General features: G+C 66.7%; 24 protein-coding genes. 13 read left to right on the top strand and 11 right to left on the bottom strand.

Annotated elements, in window-relative coordinates:
* Positions 1 to 35 precede the first annotated feature (35 nt).
* Both ispG and APS40_RS25450 read left to right on the top strand, forming a co-directional pair.
* The gene (ispG, locus tag APS40_RS08055; protein ID WP_055046547.1) at positions 36 to 1274 is read left to right on the top strand and encodes a flavodoxin-dependent (E)-4-hydroxy-3-methylbut-2-enyl-diphosphate synthase; all 1239 of its coding nucleotides are present in this window, start codon (positions 36 to 38) and stop codon (positions 1272 to 1274) included.
* Complete coding sequence (locus APS40_RS25450; protein WP_257720977.1) at positions 1271 to 1393, top strand: hypothetical protein; 123 nt, start codon at positions 1271 to 1273, stop codon at positions 1391 to 1393. The genes ispG and APS40_RS25450 overlap by 4 nt, the downstream gene beginning before the upstream one ends.
* A 181-nt stretch (positions 1394 to 1574) precedes the next feature.
* Here the strand turns inward: APS40_RS25450 and APS40_RS08050 are convergent, their stop codons facing one another.
* Complete coding sequence (locus APS40_RS08050; RefSeq protein ID WP_055046546.1) at positions 1575 to 2480, bottom strand: polyprenyl synthetase family protein; 906 nt, start codon at positions 2478 to 2480, stop codon at positions 1575 to 1577.
* A 203-nt stretch (positions 2481 to 2683) separates the two neighbouring features.
* Here APS40_RS08050 and rpmF point away from each other — a divergent pair, with 203 nt between their 5' ends.
* The 3 genes from rpmF (at position 2684) to APS40_RS08035 (ending at position 4936) form a co-directional block, all read left to right on the top strand.
* Positions 2684 to 2866 (top strand): 50S ribosomal protein L32, encoded by a 183-nt coding sequence (gene rpmF, locus APS40_RS08045; protein ID WP_055046545.1) that lies wholly within the window; start codon positions 2684 to 2686, stop codon positions 2864 to 2866.
* A 106-nt stretch (positions 2867 to 2972) separates the two neighbouring features.
* Positions 2973 to 4367: a class II fumarate hydratase gene (gene fumC / locus APS40_RS08040; protein ID WP_055046544.1), complete on the top strand. Its 1395-nt coding sequence runs from the start codon at positions 2973 to 2975 to the stop codon at positions 4365 to 4367.
* A gap of 113 nt (positions 4368 to 4480) precedes the next feature.
* Positions 4481 to 4936, top strand: a complete 456-nt coding sequence (locus APS40_RS08035; protein ID WP_236884222.1) for a hypothetical protein — start codon at positions 4481 to 4483, stop codon at positions 4934 to 4936.
* Between the two features lie 161 nt (positions 4937 to 5097).
* Here APS40_RS08035 and APS40_RS08030 read toward each other — a convergent pair whose 3' ends face one another.
* The 3 genes from APS40_RS08030 to gloB form a co-directional block, all read right to left on the bottom strand.
* Positions 5098 to 5355, bottom strand: coding sequence for a hypothetical protein (locus tag APS40_RS08030; RefSeq protein WP_055046543.1), 258 nt, complete (start codon positions 5353 to 5355; stop codon positions 5098 to 5100).
* 119 nt (positions 5356 to 5474) lie between these two features.
* A complete protein-coding gene (locus tag APS40_RS08025; protein ID WP_197279461.1) occupies positions 5475 to 5831 on the bottom strand; it encodes a GNAT family N-acetyltransferase in 357 nt (118 codons plus the stop codon).
* Between the two features lie 178 nt (positions 5832 to 6009).
* The gene (gene gloB / locus APS40_RS08020; protein WP_055046542.1) at positions 6010 to 6786 is read right to left on the bottom strand and encodes a hydroxyacylglutathione hydrolase; all 777 of its coding nucleotides are present in this window, start codon (positions 6784 to 6786) and stop codon (positions 6010 to 6012) included.
* A gap of 92 nt (positions 6787 to 6878) precedes the next feature.
* Between gloB and APS40_RS08015 the strand changes: the two genes are divergently transcribed.
* Positions 6879 to 7622: a class I SAM-dependent methyltransferase gene (locus tag APS40_RS08015; protein ID WP_055046541.1), complete on the top strand. Its 744-nt coding sequence runs from the start codon at positions 6879 to 6881 to the stop codon at positions 7620 to 7622.
* A 125-nt stretch (positions 7623 to 7747) separates the two neighbouring features.
* On the opposite strand, the gene APS40_RS08010 is transcribed toward APS40_RS08015, so the two are convergent.
* A complete protein-coding gene (locus tag APS40_RS08010; RefSeq protein WP_055046540.1) occupies positions 7748 to 8074 on the bottom strand; it encodes a putative quinol monooxygenase in 327 nt (108 codons plus the stop codon).
* Between the two features lie 137 nt (positions 8075 to 8211).
* On the opposite strand from APS40_RS08010, the gene APS40_RS08005 reads away from it, so the two are divergent.
* Complete coding sequence (locus APS40_RS08005) at positions 8212 to 9318, top strand: pyridoxal phosphate-dependent aminotransferase (RefSeq protein ID WP_055046539.1); 1107 nt, start codon at positions 8212 to 8214, stop codon at positions 9316 to 9318.
* Positions 9318 to 10301, top strand: a complete 984-nt coding sequence (locus APS40_RS08000; protein WP_055046538.1) for a prephenate/arogenate dehydrogenase family protein — start codon at positions 9318 to 9320, stop codon at positions 10299 to 10301. Before APS40_RS08005 ends, APS40_RS08000 begins: the two co-directional genes overlap by 1 nt.
* 140 nt (positions 10302 to 10441) lie before the next feature.
* On the opposite strand, the gene APS40_RS07995 is transcribed toward APS40_RS08000, so the two are convergent.
* Positions 10442 to 11449, bottom strand: a complete 1008-nt coding sequence (locus APS40_RS07995) for a DUF2125 domain-containing protein (protein WP_055046537.1) — start codon at positions 11447 to 11449, stop codon at positions 10442 to 10444.
* A gap of 87 nt (positions 11450 to 11536) precedes the next feature.
* Here APS40_RS07995 and APS40_RS07990 point away from each other — a divergent pair, with 87 nt between their 5' ends.
* Positions 11537 to 12091, top strand: coding sequence for a gamma-glutamylcyclotransferase (locus tag APS40_RS07990; RefSeq protein ID WP_055046536.1), 555 nt, complete (start codon positions 11537 to 11539; stop codon positions 12089 to 12091).
* 157 nt (positions 12092 to 12248) lie between these two features.
* Here the strand turns inward: APS40_RS07990 and APS40_RS07985 are convergent, their stop codons facing one another.
* The 4 genes from APS40_RS07985 to ftsE form a co-directional block, all read right to left on the bottom strand.
* Positions 12249 to 12593, bottom strand: coding sequence for a hypothetical protein (locus tag APS40_RS07985; RefSeq protein ID WP_055046535.1), 345 nt, complete (start codon positions 12591 to 12593; stop codon positions 12249 to 12251).
* Positions 12594 to 12708: 115 nt separating this feature from the next.
* Positions 12709 to 13530 carry a lysophospholipid acyltransferase family protein gene (locus APS40_RS07980; protein ID WP_055046534.1) on the bottom strand — a complete coding sequence of 274 codons (822 nt, stop codon included), beginning with the start codon at positions 13528 to 13530 and terminating at the stop codon, positions 12709 to 12711.
* 217 nt (positions 13531 to 13747) lie between these two features.
* Positions 13748 to 14689 (bottom strand): cell division protein FtsX, encoded by a 942-nt coding sequence (locus APS40_RS07975; RefSeq protein ID WP_236884221.1) that lies wholly within the window; start codon positions 14687 to 14689, stop codon positions 13748 to 13750.
* Positions 14679 to 15338 carry a cell division ATP-binding protein FtsE gene (gene ftsE, locus APS40_RS07970; protein WP_055046533.1) on the bottom strand — a complete coding sequence of 220 codons (660 nt, stop codon included), beginning with the start codon at positions 15336 to 15338 and terminating at the stop codon, positions 14679 to 14681. Before ftsE ends, APS40_RS07975 begins: the two co-directional genes overlap by 11 nt.
* Positions 15339 to 15509: 171 nt before the next feature.
* Here ftsE and APS40_RS07965 point away from each other — a divergent pair, with 171 nt between their 5' ends.
* Positions 15510 to 16439 carry a zinc-ribbon domain-containing protein gene (locus APS40_RS07965; RefSeq protein WP_055046532.1) on the top strand — a complete coding sequence of 310 codons (930 nt, stop codon included), beginning with the start codon at positions 15510 to 15512 and terminating at the stop codon, positions 16437 to 16439.
* Positions 16439 to 16849 carry a response regulator gene (locus tag APS40_RS07960; protein WP_055046531.1) on the top strand — a complete coding sequence of 137 codons (411 nt, stop codon included), beginning with the start codon at positions 16439 to 16441 and terminating at the stop codon, positions 16847 to 16849. Before APS40_RS07965 ends, APS40_RS07960 begins: the two co-directional genes overlap by 1 nt.
* Before the next feature lie 233 nt (positions 16850 to 17082).
* On the opposite strand, the gene APS40_RS07955 is transcribed toward APS40_RS07960, so the two are convergent.
* A complete protein-coding gene (locus APS40_RS07955; RefSeq protein WP_055046530.1) occupies positions 17083 to 18186 on the bottom strand; it encodes a winged helix DNA-binding domain-containing protein in 1104 nt (367 codons plus the stop codon).
* A gap of 96 nt (positions 18187 to 18282) precedes the next feature.
* Here APS40_RS07955 and APS40_RS07950 point away from each other — a divergent pair, with 96 nt between their 5' ends.
* Positions 18283 to 18648, top strand: coding sequence for a CidA/LrgA family protein (locus APS40_RS07950; protein ID WP_055046529.1), 366 nt, complete (start codon positions 18283 to 18285; stop codon positions 18646 to 18648).
* Positions 18645 to 19361, top strand: coding sequence for an LrgB family protein (locus APS40_RS07945; protein ID WP_055046528.1), 717 nt, complete (start codon positions 18645 to 18647; stop codon positions 19359 to 19361). The genes APS40_RS07950 and APS40_RS07945 overlap by 4 nt, the downstream gene beginning before the upstream one ends.
* The last annotated feature ends 120 nt before the right edge of the window (positions 19362 to 19481 follow it).

Below are 19481 nucleotides of genomic sequence, written 5' to 3'. Positions count from 1 at the left end.
AAGGCCTATTTGCTGGGGCGGCAAGAGGTTCTTCGATGAGTATTTCTCCCCGCCGGCAGTCGGTCGGTGTCAATGTCGGTGGCGTCATGGTGGGCGGCGGCGCGCCGATCGTCGTGCAGTCGATGACCAATACCGACACCGCCGATATCGAGGCGACGGTGCGCCAGGTCGCGCAGCTGTGGCGCGCCGGCTCGGAGATCGTCCGCATCACCGTCGACCGCGACGAGGCGGCCGCCGCGGTGCCGCACATCCGTGACCGGCTAGCGGCGCGCGGCATCAATGTGCCGATCGTGGGAGACTTCCACTATATCGGCCACAAGCTCCTGACCGATCATCCGGCTGCCGCCGAAGCGCTGGCGAAATACCGCATCAATCCGGGCAATGTCGGCTTCAAGGCGAAACGCGATACGCAGTTCGCAACGCTGATCGAGCTGGCGATGAAGTATGACAAGCCGGTGCGTATCGGGGTGAACTGGGGGTCGCTCGACGAGGAGCTGCTGACCCGGCTGATGGATGAGAATTCGGCTTCGGCGGCGCCGGTTTCCGCGGCGGCGGTGCAGCGCGAGGCGATCATCCAGTCGGCGCTGCTCTCGGCGCAGCGCGCCGAAGACCTCGGGCTCGGGCGCGACAAGATCATTCTTTCGACCAAGGTGTCGGACGTCCAGCACCTGATCGCCGTGTACCAGGATCTGGCGGCGCGCTGCGACTACGCGCTGCACCTGGGACTGACCGAAGCCGGCATGGGCTCGAAGGGCATCGTCGCCTCGTCGGCGGCGATGGGGATCCTGCTGCAGCAGGGAATCGGCGACACCATCCGGGTGTCGTTGACGCCCGAGCCGGGCGGCGACCGCACGCAGGAAGTGCGGGTGGCGCAGGAGTTGCTGCAGACCATGGGCTTCAGGCAGTTCCTGCCGGTGGTGGCGGCCTGCCCCGGCTGCGGTCGCACCACCAGCCAGACCTTCCAGGTGCTGGCCAAGGAAATCCAGGATCATCTCAGCGCCTCCATGCCGGAATGGAAGGAACGCTATCCGGGTGTCGAGACCCTGTCGGTCGCGGTGATGGGCTGCATCGTCAACGGCCCGGGGGAGAGCAAGCACGCCAATATCGGCATCTCTCTCCCCGGCACCGGCGAAACCCCGGCGGCGCCGGTATTCGTCGACGGCCAGAAGGTCGCGACGCTGCGCGGCGCCGACGTCGCCGAGCAGTTCAAGGGCATGGTTGCCGACTATATCGAGAAGCGCTTCGGCACCGCCGAGAAGACCGCCGCCGAATGAGCCGGTGGCGCGACTGGCTGTTCACCGGTGAAGCGGCGCGCCGGCGCTGGCTCTGGCTCGGAGTGCTGGTGGTGCTGCTCGTCGTGCTGTGGCTGACGGGGAATCTCAGGCAGCAGTAGGGCCGGGCCGGCTTTGGGGACAACTCTGGCGCCGGCGCGGGCCGACTCCCACCCCTGTCCCCTCCCCGCAAGGGGGAGGGAGACCCTCACACCAGCATCGCAGTCCGCATCTCCCTCCCCCTGGCGGGGAGGGATCAAGGGTGGGGGTCCACAGCCACCGGCGCCGGCAGTGATCAGCTGACTAGCTCTCGCGCTCGGCGAAGAACCGGGCGGTCGCCCGCAACCCGTCGGCACGCTGGTCGAAGGGTAGCAGGGCGCTCAGCGCGTCGTGGATCACTTCGGCAAGCTGGCGTTGTGCCGCTTCGACGCCGATGCGGGCGACGATGGTCTGCTTGCCGGCGTCGGCATCCTTGCCGGTGGCTTTGCCGAGCGCTTCAGCCGAGGCGGTGACGTCGAGGATGTCGTCGGCCAGCTGAAAGGCGCGGCCGGCGGCCTCGGCATAGGTGGTGAGATGGGCCAGGTCGGCATCGGACGCCCCGCCCAGGATAGCGCCCATCCGCACGGCCGCGCGGATCAGCGCGCCGGTCTTCATCGCCTGCATCTGGGCAATGGCGCGCTCGGTGAGGAAGCTGGTCTCGCCCTCGATGTCACGCATCTGCCCGCCGACCATGCCGCCGGCGCCGGCGCCGGCCGCCAGCTCGGTGACAAGGCGAACGCGGATGGCGGGGTCGCGATGGGCGGTCTCGTCGGCCAACAAGCCGAAGGCATGGGTCAGCAGCGCATCGCCGGCGAGGATGGCGGTTGCGTCGTCATAGGCCTTGTGCACGGTGGGTTGGCCGCGGCGCAGGTCGTCGTCGTCCATCGCCGGCAGGTCGTCATGCACCAGCGAATAGCAGTGGATCATCTCGACCGCGAGGCCGGCGGTGACCGTCGCGGCCGGCGCCAGGCCGAAGACCCCGGCGGCCTGGCGGACCAAGAGCGGACGAAGGCGTTTGCCGCCGTTGAGGCTGCCATGCCGCATGGCGGCGACCAGGCGATCGGGCGGGATTCCCGGCCCGGACAGCCGGGGGGCGGCGAGCAGGGCAGCGAGCGCCTGCTCGATGTCGGCGGCGGTGCTGGCGAGATCTTCGGTAAAGGAGTAGGTCACGGTTCGGGCGTCCGGCGAGGTCGAGCGCTTGTAGCGGATTTGCGCTGGTGCAGGAACTCCGCCGCAAACCGCGAGAAGAGCCAATTTCGCCCCTTCCCATCGGCGCGATTGTGCTCTATAGACGCCCCCAATTCCCGACAGACCCTGTCTGTTAGACGCCGGAACGTCTTCGGCGAAACGCTATTGAACCAGGAGTAACAACCATGGCAGTGCCAAAGCGCAAGACCTCGCCGATGAAGCGCGGTTTCCGCCGCTCCGCCGATGCGCTGGCCGTCCCGGCCTATGTCGAAGACAAGGACTCGGGCGAGCTGCGTCGTCCGCACCATGTCGATCTGAAGACCGGCATGTATCGCGGCCGGCAGATTCTGCAGCCCAAGAGCTCGTAAGCCTTCGGGCTGGCGCTCTCTTGCGCACCAGGCGATAGATTTTCATGCGGCCGGCTCCCAGACCTGGGAGCCGGCCGTTTCCATTTGTTCTCCAGGGGTTTCGGCTATGGGCACGCGCGTCGAATCGGATTCCATGGGCACGATCAATGTGCCGTCGGAAAAGTACTACGGGGCGCAGACCGCCCGCTCGCTGGCCAATTTCGACATTGGCGGCGAGAAGATGCCGACCGAAATCATCCGGGCTTTCGGCATCCTCAAGAAGGCGGCGGCGCTGGCCAACCACAAGCTGGGGCTGATGGATCAGGCGACGCGCGACCTGGTGGTCGCGGCGGCCGACGAAGTGATTGCCGGCAAGCTCGCCGAGCATTTTCCGCTGGTGGTCTGGCAGACCGGTTCGGGCACCCAGTCGAACATGAACGTCAACGAGGTGATCTCGAACCGCGCCATCGAGATGGCCGGCGGGGTGATGGGTTCGAAAAAGCCCGTGCACCCCAACGATCACGTCAACATGAGCCAATCGTCGAACGACACCTATCCGACGGCCATGCATATCGCGGCGGTCGAGGCGATCGAGAACTACCTGGTCGACCGGGTGATGCTGCTCAGGAACACGCTCGACGCCAAGGCGACCGAGTTCATGGGTGTGGTGAAGATCGGCCGCACGCATCTGCAGGACGCGACGCCCTTGACGCTCGGGCAGGAGATTTCCGGCTGGGTGGCGCAGCTCGACCTGGCGATGAAGGCGATCCGCGCGACGCTGCCGCAGCTCTATGAGCTGGCGCTGGGCGGTACTGCCGTCGGCACCGGCCTCAATGCCCACCCGAAATATGGCGAGACGGTCGCCGCCGAGATCGCCAAGCTGACCGGGCAGCCCTTCGTCACCGCGCCCAACAAGTTCGCCGTGATGGCCGGGCACGATGCGTTCGTCGGTTCGTCCGGTGCGCTGAAGCAACTGGCCGCGGCGTTGATGAAGATCGCCAACGACGTGCGCTGGCTGGCCTCCGGCCCCCGCTCGGGTCTGGGCGAGATCACCATTCCGGAAAACGAGCCGGGCTCCTCGATCATGCCGGGCAAGGTCAACCCGACGCAGGCCGAGGCGACCACCATGGTGGCGGTGCAGGTGATGGGCAACGATGCGGCGATCGGCATCGCGGCGAGCCAGGGCAATTTCGAGCTCAACGTGTTCAAGCCGGTGATCGCCTACAACTTCCTGCAGTCGGTGCGCCTGTTGGCCGATGCGGCCAAGAGCTTCAACGACCACTGCGCCGTGGGGATCGAGCCGGATCGCGACCGGATCAAGCAACTGGTCGACCAGTCGCTGATGCTGGTGACCGCGCTCAACCGCAAGATCGGCTACGACAACGCCGCCAAGATCGCCAAGCACGCCCACAAGAAGCGCTCGACGCTGCGCGAAAGCGCGATCGAGCTGGGCCTGCTCACCGGTGAGGAGTTCGACGCCGAAGTGAAGCCCGAGCAGATGGTCGGTCCGCTGAAGCTGTGAGCCGGTCGCCGTGGCGCTGGTTCGGCGTAGCAGTGTGAAAGCGCGCGCCTGGGCTGGCGGGGCCGCTCCGGCTTTGGCATTGTGCGCCGCACTTAGCGATCAGGGAACGCGCCATGTCTGACAATACGGTCTTTATTCCGCCCGGTGGCCGCTCCTCGCGCAACGGCGCGTTCATCCCGCCGCTGCTGCTGATCCCGCTGATCGCCTACAACTTCTTTGCCTTCCTGTTCATGGGCGGCAATCCGGCCGGCTGGAGCCAGCAGCTCCTCACCATTCCGATGGTCTCGGGCGTGCAATGGTCGCTGACCGCCGGCGATCTGATGCTCGTGGTGGGGCTGGTCTGCCTGTTCTTCGAGGTGCTGAAATCCACCAATACCGGGCGCAACTCGGTGATCGAGCACATGCTCTCGGTGGTGGTGTTCGTGATCTTCCTCGTCGAGTTCCTGCTGGTCGGGGCGGCCGCCAGCTCGGTGTTCTTCATCCTGATGATGATGGCGATCGTCGACGTGGTGGCGGGGTTCACCGTCTCGATCACCGGCGCCGGCCGCGACGTCACCATGGGTGGCTGAGCGGGCCAGGCATTCAAGTCTCCTGAACAGCACCGACGAGGCTGATTGGGCTCGGATAAGCCTGCCCACATCGTGGGTGGGGTGATCGCGGTGGGCGAATTCTACTAAGGCCTAGAGCCTTGGCCACTTACCTGGACACACCGCAGGCACCCGCGAACGTCTCAGGTAACAATCGTCTTGCGGTAGCCGGCCGGCATGCGCCGTACGGTGATCTTGCTGCCATTGGCATAGGCATCCACCGCCTGGTGCACCGGGGCGCGGCGGCGTTCGCGCTGCGTCGGCAGGGCCTGACGGGCGGCGATCAGCTGGCTCAGAAAATCGGCATGGGCGGAGGGATGGGCGAGCACCAGCCGCTCACGCGGCGGCTGTTCCGCCACCGGCAGGGTGAAGACCTGCTTTGTCGTCCCGCTGTCGTCCATTGCCTCGGACCTGTTGTGGATCCGGCACCTGCCTTGCGGCGGCTTGTCCCGGGCCATGGGATAACGTCGCCACGGCCGGCAGAGGTTGCAATGTTTTGCAGACGGTTTCCCCCGCTACATCAAGAAAGGGTTAACCGCATCACGTGCCGGCGGGTATCGGCTTTCCCCACCTCGACAAAGCCAAAACCCTCGAAGGCCGGGACAAACTCCATGAAACGGTAGCTCGGCGAGGACGGGGCGACGGGGTAGGCTTCGATGATATCGGCCCCGCGCGTCGTCGCATGGGCAATGGCGGCGGCGATCAGCTGGCGCCCGAGCCCCTGGCCACGCAATTGCCGGCGGACATACATGCAGGTGAGCGAGAAGACCTGCCGCTCGGGCATATCGGCCGGCCCGCCAAGATTGCGGAAGGTGTCGCGTGGAGCAACCGACACCCAGGCGACGGGCTCGCCTGCAGCATAGCCGATGAGCCCCACCGGCACGCCGTCCTCGATGCGGCCCAGGATCTGCCGGCGACGGGCCGGCCCCTTGTTGTCCTTGCCCCCAGGTCATGCACCAGGAGGGCCTTGGTCCGCCGGGGCCGCCGAACAGCGTCTCGAAATCCCCGGCGGTGGCTTTGGTCACCGGCTTGAAAGCCAGCTTGGCCGGCATCGGCTACCCTTTGAATTCGTCCTTTGCCTTGCGTAACGCGGCGAACACCTTGGCGGGTTCCGTATCGGTGGCCAGCCCCATGGCCTTGGCCAGCGCCGGCTGGTCGGCGCGGAGGAAGGGGTTGCTGGCCTTTTCGAGCCCGAGCGTCACCGGGATGGTGTATTTGCCGGCTTCGACCATGCGCTTCACCTCCGCGGCCCGAATGTTGAGCGCCGGGTTCTTGGGGTCGACGCTGAGGGCGAAGGCGGCATTCGAAGCGGTATATTCGTGACCGGGATAGACTAGCGTGTCGTCGGGCAGGGCGCGCAGCTCTTCCAACCCTTCCCACATCGGACCGGGCTTGCCCTCGAACATGCGGCCGACGCCGAGCGAGAACAGGGCATCGGCGGAAAACAGGTGGCGCCCCGTGGGGTCGTAGTAGACGATGTGGCCCAGCGTGTGGCCCGGGGTCTCGATGACGATGAAGTCGGTTTCTCCCAGCGATACGGTGTCGCTGGCCGAGACCAGCACCTCGAGTCCGAGGATCTTGTTGGCTTCGGCCTTGGGACCGACAACGCGCACCCCATATTCACGCTTGAGCGCCGGAATGCCTTCGACGTGGTCGGTATGGTGATGAGTGATGAACAGGTCGGTGAGCTTCCAGCCGCGCCGCTGCAAGGCCTCCTTGATCGCCTTGGCATCCGGTGCGTCGATGGCGGCGGTGCGACCGCTGGCGACATCGTGGACGAGGTAGCCGAAATTGTCGGAACGGCAGAGGAAAGTGTCGATCAAAAGGGGCACGTCGAGGAGTCTCCGGGGTCGGGCGCGCGCCGCGCGGGTGGCAGGCGGCGGCGAAGCATGACAGAAACTAGATAAGGTTTTCGGACAACGCCATGACCTCGCATGTCGAGCGACTGATCGGCTTTTACAAGTCGCCCCTGGGAAAGATCGCCCGCGCCCTGCTGCGCGAGGAGGTGCTGCGCTTTTCCGGCAATGTGCGCGGGCTGCGGGTGCTGGGGCTGGGCTTTGCCACACCTTACATGCGGTTCACGCTGGAAAAGGCCGAGCGGGTGATTGCGGCCATGCCGGCGCGGCAGGGCGCCTCCGCCTGGCCGCGCGAAGGGCCGTCGCATACCGTGCTCTGCGATCCGCTGGAGCTGCCGCTCACCGATGCGGCGGTCGACCTGATCATCGCGGTGCACGCCTTCGAGCATGTCAGCGACACCGAGGAACTGATGCGCGAGCTGTGGCGGGTGTCGGCGCCCAACGCGCGGCTGATCGTGGTGGTGCCCAAGCGCCGCGGTACCTGGTCGTCGATCGACACCACGCCGTTCGGCGATGGCCACCCGTTCTCACGCGGGCAGCTGGAGCGGCTGCTGCGCGACCATAGCTTCGTGCCCGAACAATGGCGCGATGCACTCTACGTGCCGCCCTCGCAGCATTCGCTGGTGCTGAAATCGACGCGCTTCTTCGAACGGGCCGGCCGGATGTTCGGGCCGACCTTTGCGGGCGTCCATTGCGTGCTGGCCCGCAAGGAACTGTTCCCGGCGGTGCCGCGGCGCAAGAAGGCCGAGCGGCTGATCAAGGTGCCGGCGCTAGCTCCCCAGGCGGCAATGAAGCTGCCGCGTCAGCAATAGGGCAAAGTGCCGCCGTCGTCCCATCCCTGCGAAGCGGACCGGTGCCACGGCCCCGCGCCAGTCGATCGGTGGGGCCAGCTCTCACACTGCCCGGCGATGCCATCGGAGCAGTCCGCTGGTGCGGACTACAGCGCGCTGTCGACGTTCGTTTCCGCACGCTGATGCAGCATCACTTCGCCCGACCAGGGCTCGGTGACGCCGCGGCCGCCGCCGAGATCTTCGAGCAGCGGGCGCAGCTTGTCGAGGTTGGCGATCATCGCCGGGCGGGCGCGCACCAGGTCCGCCATCTCGTCCCACTCCCCGACCACGATGTAATCGCGCTCGCCGGTCTTCACGACCCAGAAGTTGCGCGAGCCCGGGCTCTGAGCGGACTGGAAGGCGCGATGGACCGCCATGAACTCGTCCTCGCGGCCTGCCTTCACGCGCATATGCACTACGTTCATTGCCGTCATCGGATCCTCCTCCGTCTCGACAGCTACGCCGCGGCCGCATCATAGCAGATGCGCGGGCCGACCGGGCCCGGATTCCTTTGCAAGCCCGGGCGCCATCCCCTATGGTCCGGCCGATTTTTCGACCCGGCCTCTGAGACATGATCGACACGCCCAAACGCCCCGTTCCCCAGCCCGGCATCCTGAAGATCGCGCCCTATGTTCCGGGCCGCTCCGACACGCCGCATGGGGTCAAGCTGGTGAAGCTCTCGGCCAACGAGTCGCCGCTGGGGGCCAGCCCCAAGGCGATCGCGGCAGTGCGCGAAGCGGCTGGGCGCATCGAGATCTATCCCGAGGGCAGCTCAAGGGAACTGCGCACGGCACTGGGCGAGGTGCATGGTCTCGCGCCGGAGCGGATCGTCTGCGGCTTCGGTTCGGACGATATCCTTCACCTCCTGGCACAGGTCTACCTGGGCGAGGGCGACGAGGCGGTGATGAGCCAGTACGGCTTCAACGTCTATCCGATCATCACCCGCGGCGCCTCGGCCGAAATCATCATGGTGCCCGAGAAGGACTACCGGGCCGACGTGGATGCGCTGCTCGCCGCAGTGACGCCGCGCACCCGCATGCTGTTCCTCGCCAACCCGAACAACCCGACCGGCACGTACCTGCCGGCAGCGGAGGTCGAACGGCTGCAACGCGGGCTGCGGCCCGACATCCTGTTCGTGCTCGACAGCGCCTATGCCGAATACGTCACGGCCGAGGACTATTCGGTGGGAATCGACCTGGTGAACGCCTCGGACAACGTGGTGATGGTGCGCACCTTCTCGAAAATGGGCATCGCCGGCGAGCGGGTGGGCTGGATGTACGGCCCCGACCACGTGGTCGATGCGGTCAACCGCATTCGCGGGCCGTTCAACGTGTCGCTGTCGGGGCAGGCGGCCGCCGCGGCGGCGGCGCGAGACATCGAATTCACCGCCAGGCTCAGAGAGCACAATGCGCGCTGGCGCAGCTGGCTCACCGAGGCGTTGGCCTCGAACGCCATCCGGGTGCCGCCGAGCCAGGGTAACTTCATCCTGGCGCTGTTCGAGGATGCGGCAACGTCGAAGGCGGCGTTCGCGGCATTGCGCGACAAGGGCCTGCTGGTGCGCGAAATGCATGGCTATGGCATACCCGAGGGCCTGCGCATCTCGATCGGACTCGAGGAGCACATGCGGGCAGTGGTCGAAATTCTGAAGGCGTTCGGGGCGCCGGGGGCAAGCAACTGATGTTCGAAAAACTCACCCTCATCGGCATCGGCCTGATCGGTTCGTCCATCGCCCGGGCGGTCAAGCTCAAGGGCCTCGCCAAGACCATCGCCATCACCACCCGCAAGTCGTCGACGCTCGAGGAGGCACGGGCGCTCGGGCTGGGCGATATCTACACGCTCGATGCCGCCGAGGCGGTTGAGGGCGCCGACCTCGTGATCCTCTGCACCCCGGTCGGCGTCTATGCCGACGTGATGAAGCAGATCGGCGCACAGCTGGCGCCCGGGACCATCCTTTCCGATGTCGGCTCGGTGAAGGGACAGGTGATGAAGGCGCTGGAGCCGCTGCTGCCGCCGGGCGTGCATTTCATTCCCGGCCATCCGATTGCCGGCACCGAGCATTCCGGTCCGTCGGCCGGCTTCCCGGACCTGTTCGTCGGGCGCTGGTGCGTGCTGACGCCGAGGCCGGAGGTCGATGCCGTGGCGGTCGACCGGCTGGTGTCGTTCTGGGGCGCACTCGGCTCGAATGTCGAAGTGATGGACGCGGCGCACCACGACCTGGTGCTGGCGATCACCAGCCATGTGCCGCACCTCATCGCCTACAACATCGTCGGCACGGTTGCCGATCTCGAAGCGGCGACCCAGTCGGAGGTGATCAAGTTTTCCGCCTCGGGGTTCCGTGACTTCACGCGCATCGCCGCCAGCGATCCGGTGATGTGGCGCGACGTGTTCCTCACCAACCGCGAGGCGGTGCTGGAAATGCTCGGACGCTTCCTCGAGGATCTGTCGAGCCTGCAGCGCATGGTGCGGGTCGGCGACGGCGAGGGCATGCAGGCGCTGTTCACCCGCACCCGCGCCATTCGCCGCTCGATCATCACCGCCGGCCAGGAAACCGCCGCCCCCGATTTCGGTCGCCCGCACGGCACGCCGGATGCGACCGTGGTGCAGCCCACCGACGTGTCGCCGGCGATGGTGCGCGAGCATGGCGGCGGCGAGGACGCTTAGAACAGGGTTTGCCGTCGTCGTCCCCTCTCCCTTCGGGGAGAGGGGCAGGGTGAGGGGGCCTTGCCGCAGACTCTGTGCTTGCGTCAAGGCCCCCTCACCCGACGCTGCGCGTCGACCTCTCCCCCAAGGGAGAGGTGAAGTCAGAACAGCGGCAACAGTTGTGCGAACGGCACGGCGAGCAGTTTCACCTGGCCGTCGACGATGCTGAGGCTGTTGTGGAAGCTGCCGTCGGCATTGGGGGCGCCGCGCAGCATGGCGAGCTGCATGGCCGGCAGGAACTGGGCGAAGCGATCGAGCACACCCTTGGTAGTGTAGTTGATCTCGCCCTCCGGATAGCCGCCGCCATTGAGCTTCAGTTGTCCAGTGATCTCGAACCGCTCGTCCGGGTTGGCCTGGCTGCCGGCAAGCTTGCTGAGGCTCAGCGTGCCCCCGGCTGCCTGCCAGCGCCGCAGCGCATCGGGCTCGCCGAAGGCCCTGAGGTCGTCGGGGACCGCGGTGAGTTCGACTTCGGCGCTGGTGTCGGCGGCTGCCACCTCAAGGCCCGGCAGGTCGAGCGCCGTGGTCGAAAGGTAGCCGCGCAATGCCGCGGTGCCGGCGGTCTTGTCGTGCAGTTCGGGAACGTCGAGCAGATGCGCTTCAAGGTGCTTGCTGCGCGCCTCGACCACTTCGCCGGCGATGGTGTCGGTGAGCACCAGGTCGTCGGCGACCAGCGAGAAGCGGGCGATGCGCCAGCCCTCGCCACTGAAGCCGCGCAGCAGGTCGGTCGAGGTCAACCGCAGGCTGCCTTCCATGGCGCCGAAATCCAGCCGGCGCTGGCTGCCGGAAAAGGCATCGGCGAGGGTGAACGGCGCCTTGGCGGAAAAGATCAGGTGCGACGGCGCATAGACCAGTACCGAGCCCTTGAGGCCGGCGAAGGTGGCGGTGAGATCCTGATCGACGAGGGTGGCGTCGAGGCATTCGAGATCGAAGCGGAACGGGAAGCCGGAGACCTCGAAGGTGCCGCAGGTCAGCTTCGGCGCAGTTTCGCCGTCGGCCTGGGCGAGGAGCTTGACCTGCCGCGTCGCCTCGCCGGCGGCCCACAGCCAGCCGGCGGTCCACAGCCCGACCACGACAACCACCGCGATGGCGAGCCACATGAACTTCCGCAACGTCAGGTCTCCCATTCCGGCGCGCCGATTGCGCGGCGCGGACCGTATCGGTAGGAACGTGACCGCGGCAAGGCGGGCAGACGTTTCGTGCAGCAGAATTCAACGCATTGGGTATTCGGCTACGGCTCGCTGATCTGGCGGCCGGGCTTCAGCTTTCTGCGGCAGCAGCCGGCGCTGCTGCGCGGTGTACACCGCCGGCTCTGCGTCTATTCCTACCGACATCGCGGCACCGAGGCGCAGCCGGGGCTGGTGTTCGGGCTGATGCCCGGCGGGTCGTGCCGCGGCATGGCGTTCGAGGTGGCCGAGGCGGAGTGGGAAGGGGTGCATGCCTATCTCAGCGAGCGCGAGATGGATCGTGGCGTCTATCGCGAGGCCACGCGGCTGATCGAGCTCGCCGATGGCGGCCTGGTGCCGTCGCTCGCCTTCCTCGCCGATACCCGCCATCTGCAATATGCAGGAAAGCTCGCCATCGCCGAACAGGTACGGATCGTGCGGGCCGGGGTGGGTGAGTCCGGAGCCAATCCGGAATATGTACTGGAAACGGCGCGGAAGCTCCACGAGCTGGGGATCGTCGACAGGTATCTCGACGAGGTGGTGACGGCGCTGAACGGCACCGATGTGCCGGTGGTGGCGGGGGCTTAGGGCAGCCCGACTGAAGCAGACGGCCCCCTCCCGGCCTCCCCCATAAAGGGGGAGGTGAAGAGTCGAGGCTCTGTCCTCTATCGTGCCAAGCGCACCAGCGGGGCACCTGCCCCGTTATGGGGGAGGATGGGAGGGGGCCGTCTCTATCAGTCGCTCACTACGCCGCGCTCAGCCCGATGATCGGTTCGGCGCCCTCAAGATCCCACACCACGGTGAGGCGTTCGATGGCGTCGGCGCTGGTTTCGACGTGGAACACCCGGTCGGCGCAGTCCATGGCGAGGCGGAAGCGGGCGCGGCTGACGGGATCTTCGACGAGGTCGGCGGCGCCGCCTGCCCACATGACGTGCGGGCCGAGCGCGATCAGGTAGAGTTCGTCGGCCTTGAAGCAGAAATCGTCGAGACGGAGCGGCTCGAGCGCATAGAAACGGCCGGAGCGACCGCGCCAGTTCACCGGATGCGCGGTGGCGTTCTGCAGCAGCGTACGATCGAGTGTCGGCACCATGCCCCCGGCTCCTTCGGTACCCGGCGAAAGAGAACGAAAATAGAACAAATTTGAGCTAAATGTCAAGCACCGCCCTGCATGACCTCTACACCTATGGGCTGAGCCGCAAGGTTCGTCAAGATGTAGTGGTTTTTGCCGGGCCGGGCGCTATCCCTTGCTTCAGCTTTTCGAGGCGCTCCCGCAGCTCGGGCGTGATCGGCCGACGGAGACCTTCGTCATAGGCCGCGAGGATCAGCCGGTTGGTTTCGCCTTCGATGGCGCCGATCAGGCGCCCGCGAAACTCCTCCACCGGCAGGCCCGGCGGGATGGCGGGAAGGAAGCGGGCCCGGGCGGTGCCGGGCCAGAGTAACAGGCTGTTGCGACCCCAGAACAGGCCCGAATTGAGCGCCACCGGCACCACCGGGATGTTCAGGCCTTCGTAGAGCCGGACCACGCCGTAGCGATAGTCGTAGGGGTCGAGCGGTGCCTTGCGGGTGCCTTCGGGGAAAATGATGATCCGGGCGCCATTGGCGAGGGAGCGGCGGGCGTCGGCCAGCATCAGGGGGATGGCGTCGCCGCCTTTCGAGCGATCGACCCGGATGGTGTCGAACGCCATCGCCGCCTGGCCGAAGAACGGGATGTCCATCAGCTCCTTCTTGGCGATGAAGGCCGGGCGCCCGGCGCCGGGCAGGAGCGCGAAGATATCCCAGTCGCTCATGTGCTTGGACGCAATGATGCAGGGGCCATCGGGGATGTTCTCGAGGCCGGTAACATCGGTCCTGATGCCGGCGATAAGTCGCAGCGCCAGGATGTGGGAGTGAATCCAGTAGCGCGCCAGGGCCCAGCCGAACCGCGTGCGCCCCCAGATCGTGCTGATGCCGACGACGATCGCCAGCACCACGGTCTGGAGGTAGAACACCGCATAGAACAGCAGCGAGCGAAGCGCTTGGCCGAACAAAGTTGATCCTCCCAATTTGCGCCGGAGGGTGCCTGCTGCGGCGCAGGCGAACAAGCGAGAAATCGGTGCGTGGCCACCCCCACCCTCAGGTCCCTCCCACAAGGGGACGCGGTAGCGCCCTGAGGGGAGGGAGGCGATAGCTGCACGCTCTCGGTTCCAGCGTCTGCCTCCCCCTTGTGGGGAGGGATCAAGGGTGGGGGTGGGCGGCAAACGCCGGTCAGGAGGTCCGTTGCAGGAAGCGGCGGACCGTCATGCGCGAGGTGATGGCGGTCAGCGCGGCGATCACCGGCACCACGGCGAGAATGCCGAACATGCCGTCGATGCCGAGCGCGAAGCGACCGAACAGGATGCCCAGTTGCTGGCCGGCCTCCTGCGGCACCATGGAGCCGGCGGCGAGGCCGACGAGCAGGAAGAACAAGAGCGCCGCGAGTCCGCCGAAGATGCCGCCACGGAAGCCGATGGTGAGAAAGCGCCCCTGGAACTCGCCGGCGATGAAGTTGTTCGAAGCGCCGATGAAGTGCAGCACGTCGACGATCTCGCGGTTCGACGCCATGGTGCCGCGGGTGGCGAAGACGATGGCGAGCACCGTCGCCACCACGATCAGCGCGAGGACCAGCAGGCCCGAGGCGACGATGGTGCCGGCCATGACGTTGAGCTGCTGTCGCCAGGCCGCATGGGTGTCGAGGCTGGCGCCCTTCACCGCGGCGAGGTCGCGCTGCAGCTTTGCGACGTCCGCCTCGGCTGGATCGGCGAGTTGCACGACCACCAGCCTCGGGATGTCGATGGCGGTGAGGTCGAGCCCGGCGCCCAGCCAGGGTTCGAGCAGCTTCTGGCTTTCCTCGAGGCTGAGGGCGCGCGCGGCGGCGACGCCGGGCGTCGCCTCGGCGAGCGCCACCGCGGTGCGCAGGTTCGAGTCCATCACCTCGCCTTCGACCGGGCGAATCTGGATGGTCATCTCGCGGCCGACATCGGAGGACCAGGCGATGGCGGATTTCTGCACCAGCACCACGCCGCCCAGCGTCACGCCGGAGAGGAAGGTCATGATGGCGATCAGGAGCACCAGGGTGCGACCGGCCACCGAGCGCTCCGGCACGATGGCGGCAGCGCGCTCGCGGTTCTCGATCCCGGCGAAGCGGGGAAGCTTCAGCTCAATCGGCAAAGACGATCTCCCCCTCGTTGAGGATCATGCGCGGAAAGGGGAAGGCGTCGAGCAACGGCAGCTCGTGCGTCGCGAGAATGATGGTGGTACCCATCTTGTTGAGTTCGGCGAACAGCCGCACCAGCCGCAACGACAGCTCGGGATCGACATTGCCGGTAGGCTCGTCGGCGAGCAGGATGTCAGGGCGTCCGATCACGGCGCGGGCGATCGCGGCGCGCTGCTTCTCGCCGCCTGACAGCACGGCCGGCAGCGCATCGAGGCGCTGGCCGAGGCCGACCCATTCGAGCAGTTCGGTGACGTTGGCGCGGTAGCTCGCCTCGGGTTCGCCCAGCACGCGCAGCGGCAGCGCCACGTTCTCGAAGGTGGTGAGGTGGTCGAGCAGGCGGAATTCCTGGAACACGATGCCGATATGGCGGCGCATCTGCAACAGCGCATCCTGGTCGAGCGAGGAGGTATCCTTGCCGAACAGGGTGACGCGGCCGCGGGTCGGTCGCAGCGACAGCAGCAGCAGCTTCAGCAGCGAAGTCTTGCCCGATCCGGAGGGGCCGGTGAGGAAATGGAAGGTGCCGGGTTCGATGCGGAAATTGAGATCGCGGAGGATCTCGGGCCCCTGCCCATAGCGCAGGCCGACATTGGAGAACTCGATCACCGGGCCATCCGCTCCGAATCAGTTGTGAGGCATCATAACAGCGGCATCCCGCCGGGGCGGGGTTCTCACCCATAATTCAGCCCAAATCTTGGTCGGATAAGCCGAGGGCCGCGGCAGTTTGGAGCATCGGGGTTTGAGGAAACTTAACCCCCCAGCGGCTAGCCTCCACCCATGCATTCGCCCCAACCCGCAACGGTCGTCATTGCCTGCCCGCATTGCGGCACGCGCTATCAGGTGCCGCCGGAAACGCTCGGGCCGACGGGCCGCAAGGTCAGTTGCGCGCATTGCGGCAAGGCCTGGCTGGCCGAAGCCAAGCTCCTGCCGCTGCACGAAGACCGGCTGTTCACGCCGCTCGAAGAGGAAGCGCTGGATCGCGAATTCAAGGCGATGGAGAACCGCACCGGTGGTGCCGAGATTCCGGCCTCGCTGCGCGGCGTGATGCCGGACGGGGCGCCGCCGCCCGAAGTGGTGCGCTCGATCGCCGAGATCAAGGCCGCCATCGCCCCCAAGCCGGTCGCACCGCCGCCGCCGGCGCCGAGTGCGGCTGAGCGGGCGGCCACCGGCAAGCTCGAGAAGCGCCAGCGCGCCGTAGCGCACGGCCTGCCGGCAGCACGTCTGTTTCGAATGATCCGCATCGCCGCCGTGCTGCTGCTGCTGGCAGTGGTAGCCGGCGGGCTGTTGTTGCGCACCGAGATCGTCAAGCTCGCACCCGCAATGGCCGGCGTCTACTCGGCCATCGGCCTCAACGTGAATGTCGTCGGGCTGGAATTCTCCGAGGTCTCGACCCTGATGAGCCGCCGCGGCGAGAATGAAGTGATCAGCGTGACCGCGACCATCCGTGGGGTGGAAGCGCGTCGCGTCGTGGTGCCGCCCGTCGTGGTGAGCCTGCTCGATGCCAAGGGCGCCTCGCTCTACCAGTGGAGCGTCATGCCGCCGGCCCCCGATGTCGAGCCGGGGGAAGCCGTGGCGTTCTCCGCCGAACTCGCGTCGCCGCCCAAGGGCGCGACGCAGCTGCGTCTCGGCTTTGCGCCGGGCCGCCAGAACGTCGCCGTGGCCACAGCCGCAGCGACCAAGCAAACATCTCAAGAGACGACCCGCTGATGGCCAGAATTCTGCTTGCTGAAGACGATGATGGGGTGCGCGCGTTCGTGTCGCGGGCGCTCGCACATATGGGCCACGATGTGGTGGAGGCCGAGGATGGCGGGCTCGCCGCCGAGGTGATGCAGGATGAGCAGGGCCGCTTCGACCTGTTGCTCTCCGACATCAAGATGCCGGTCATGGACGGCATCGCCCTGGCGCTCAATGTCGCCTCGGCCTGGCCCGAGGTCACCATCATGCTGATGACCGGCTTTGCCGACCAGCGCGAGCGCGCGCATGGGCTCGACCAGCTGATCTACGACGTGATCCCCAAGCCCTTCACCCTGGCGCAGGTGCTGGAAAAGGTCGATGATGCCCTTGCCGGCCGGCCGCCGGAGATTATCTCATTGGCACGTCAGGCCATGATGGGGTGAATGGCCGGATTGGGGTGACCCCGCCCCAAACACCATGATGGTCCCCGGTCGCTTCTCCCCTCAGGGGAGAAGGTGGCGCGAAGCGCCGGATGAGGGGTGAGGCGGTGCAATACGCGCTCGCTGAGAAGCTGAACCCCTCACCCTAGTTCCGCTACGGACCTATCGGCCCTAGCTTCACTATCCTCTCCCCTCAGGGGAGAGGGGCGCTTGAGCCGAACCACCGATGCGAGGCCTCAAGCTGGCACCGCCAGCACCCGCACATCGAAGGTCTCTGCCTTCTCCTCCATGAAGCGCAGGAACGCCGATCCCTCGCGCTCGATTTCGGCGACATCCTTCATCCTGAGCTTGTGGTAGGGCGTGACGGTCAGCACCGCCGCGCCCTTCTTGCGCTCGATCGCCCAGGCGGCGGAGATGATGCCGTCGACCAGTACCGAGGGCTTTGCGTCGTGCAGGAAGTCGCCCCGCGTTTCGTCGGCTTCGGCGAGCACGCGGCGGCGGTTGTCGTAGCCGAGGAAGGCATTTTCGAACAACGGCATGAAGCGGACAGGCGCAGGGGTGTCTCCGTCCGGACGCGGCGCCTCGGGCAGGTCGAACAGCTCGCGGCCATCGGGGGCGGTGAAGGTGACGAGCTCGGGGCGCAGGGCTTCGAACACTTCGCTCAACTTGGTGAGACGCGACCAGCTCTGCATGTCGGCGACGCTGGCCGGCCCATAGGCCGCTAAGTAACGGCGCACCAGGGTTTGGCGGGCGATGGGGCGCTCATAGGGCGCAGGCAGCCAGTTGTCGATGCGGGTCAGCAGCGGGGCATGGCCGGAGCCCCAGATGCGGGTGGGCGGGATCTGGATCAGCGCATCGGAGGTTTGCAGCAGCATGGTCATCGCCAATGGTTCGGCAGTGGGGAAGCGTTCGGCAAGGCGCTTGCCGAGCTGGCCGGCCGTCATCGGCTCGGCATCGAGCAGTTCTCGCGCCAGCGCGAGCACCTGCGCCTCGTCATTGTCGCCGAAGCGTTTCCTGAAATTGCTCTGCCACACCGAACGGAGGAATGGCTGCACCAGGGCGCGGATGCCGATCAGGTCGTCGGCAGTGTGCAGATGGAGCGTGCCGCGCATGGTGGTGGCGCGGGCCAGCGCGCGCTCGACGATCAGTGCGGTCAGGCCCTCGTGGGTGAAGCCGTTCAGCCGGGACCACAGCCCGATATAGGGATCGTGGGTCTGCTGCGCCTGCATGCCGACCAGCCAGGCGATGGTATCGGCGATCGACATGTCGGTGCGCTCGAGCAGCAGCTGGCGAGCAAGGGTGGCGCGGTTGAGCTGGCGATCGGTCAGGGTCTTGGTCATCGGCGCCTCCTTGGCATAGCCATAAACTAGCCGGGGCGTACTGACAGGGCCTGTCAGCAGCTTGCGCGGGCCCGCAAGCGCTCCGATAGTTCCACCATGATAGCCATTCTCGCATTGCTGCTGGTTTGCCAGCTGGCCGGTGAAATCCTGGCGCGCTCGCTGGCGCTGCCCATGCCTGGTCCGGTGGTCGGGCTGATCCTCCTCGCCATGGTGTTGCTGGCCTGGGTGCAGCGGCGACCGGATCTCAAAGGGACGCTGCTCGACAAGGTGACGACCTTCCTCGTCGGCGGATTGGGCCTGCTGTTCGTGCCGACCGGGGTCGGGGTGGTGCAGCAGCTGGGGCTGCTCGGCGACTATGGCGTGGGGATCATGCTGACGCTGATCATCTCCGCGGTGCTCACCATGCTGGCGACGGTCGGAGCGTTCCTCCTCGTCAAGCACTGGACGGGGAAGCGGCCATGAACGATCCGTTCGCGCTCTGGGTCTATCTCAGCTCGACGCCGCTGCTGTGGCTGACGGTGACGTTGTGCGTCTGGGTCGGGGCGGACTGGCTGGCGCTGAAATCGGGCCGCAACCCGCTGGTCAATCCGGTGCTGCTGTCGATCGTTGCCGTCGGGGCGGTGCTGCTCGCCACCGGCACGCCGTACGCCCGCTATTTCGAGGGCGCGCAGTTCGTGCATTTCCTGCTCGGGCCGGCGATCGTCGCCATCGCGGTGCCGCTGGTCACCAACCGCAGGATCGTCATGGAGAACCTGTTGCCGCTGCTCGGGGCGCTGCTCGCCGGATCGGTGACGGCGATCGTCTCGGTGGTGCTGTTGGGCCGGCTGTTCGGGCTGCCGCCTGATGTGTTGCTCGCCATGGTGCCGAAATCAGTGACGGCGGGTGTCGCCATGGGCATCGCCGAGCAGATCGGCGGCTCGCCGTCGCTGACCGCCGTGCTGGTGGTGTTGACCGGGGTTACGGGCGCCGTGCTGGTGACGCCGATGATGAACGCATTGAAGATCACCGACTACGCGGCGCGCGGTTTCTCGGTCGGGCTCGCCTCGCACGGCATCGGCACGGCGCGAGCCTTCGCAGTCGATCCGGTGGCGGGGACATTTGCCGGTATCGCGATGGGGTTGAACGCGGTGCTGACCTCGGTGCTGGCGCCGGTGTTGGCAAGCTGGCTGGTTTAGCTATTGGGCCCCCGGCCTTACCTCCCCACCGGGTGTCATCCCAGCGAAAGCTGGGATCCATCTATCCGCCGGCACGGGCTGCGAGTTGGGTCCCAGCTTTCGCTGGGATGACACCGAGTG

The sequence above is a fragment of the Devosia sp. A16 genome, assembly GCF_001402915.1.
Lineage (GTDB): Bacteria > Pseudomonadota > Alphaproteobacteria > Rhizobiales > Devosiaceae > Devosia_A.
Note: the sequence above shows the minus strand (reverse complement) of the source record. Positions and strands in the feature narration are given on the sequence as shown.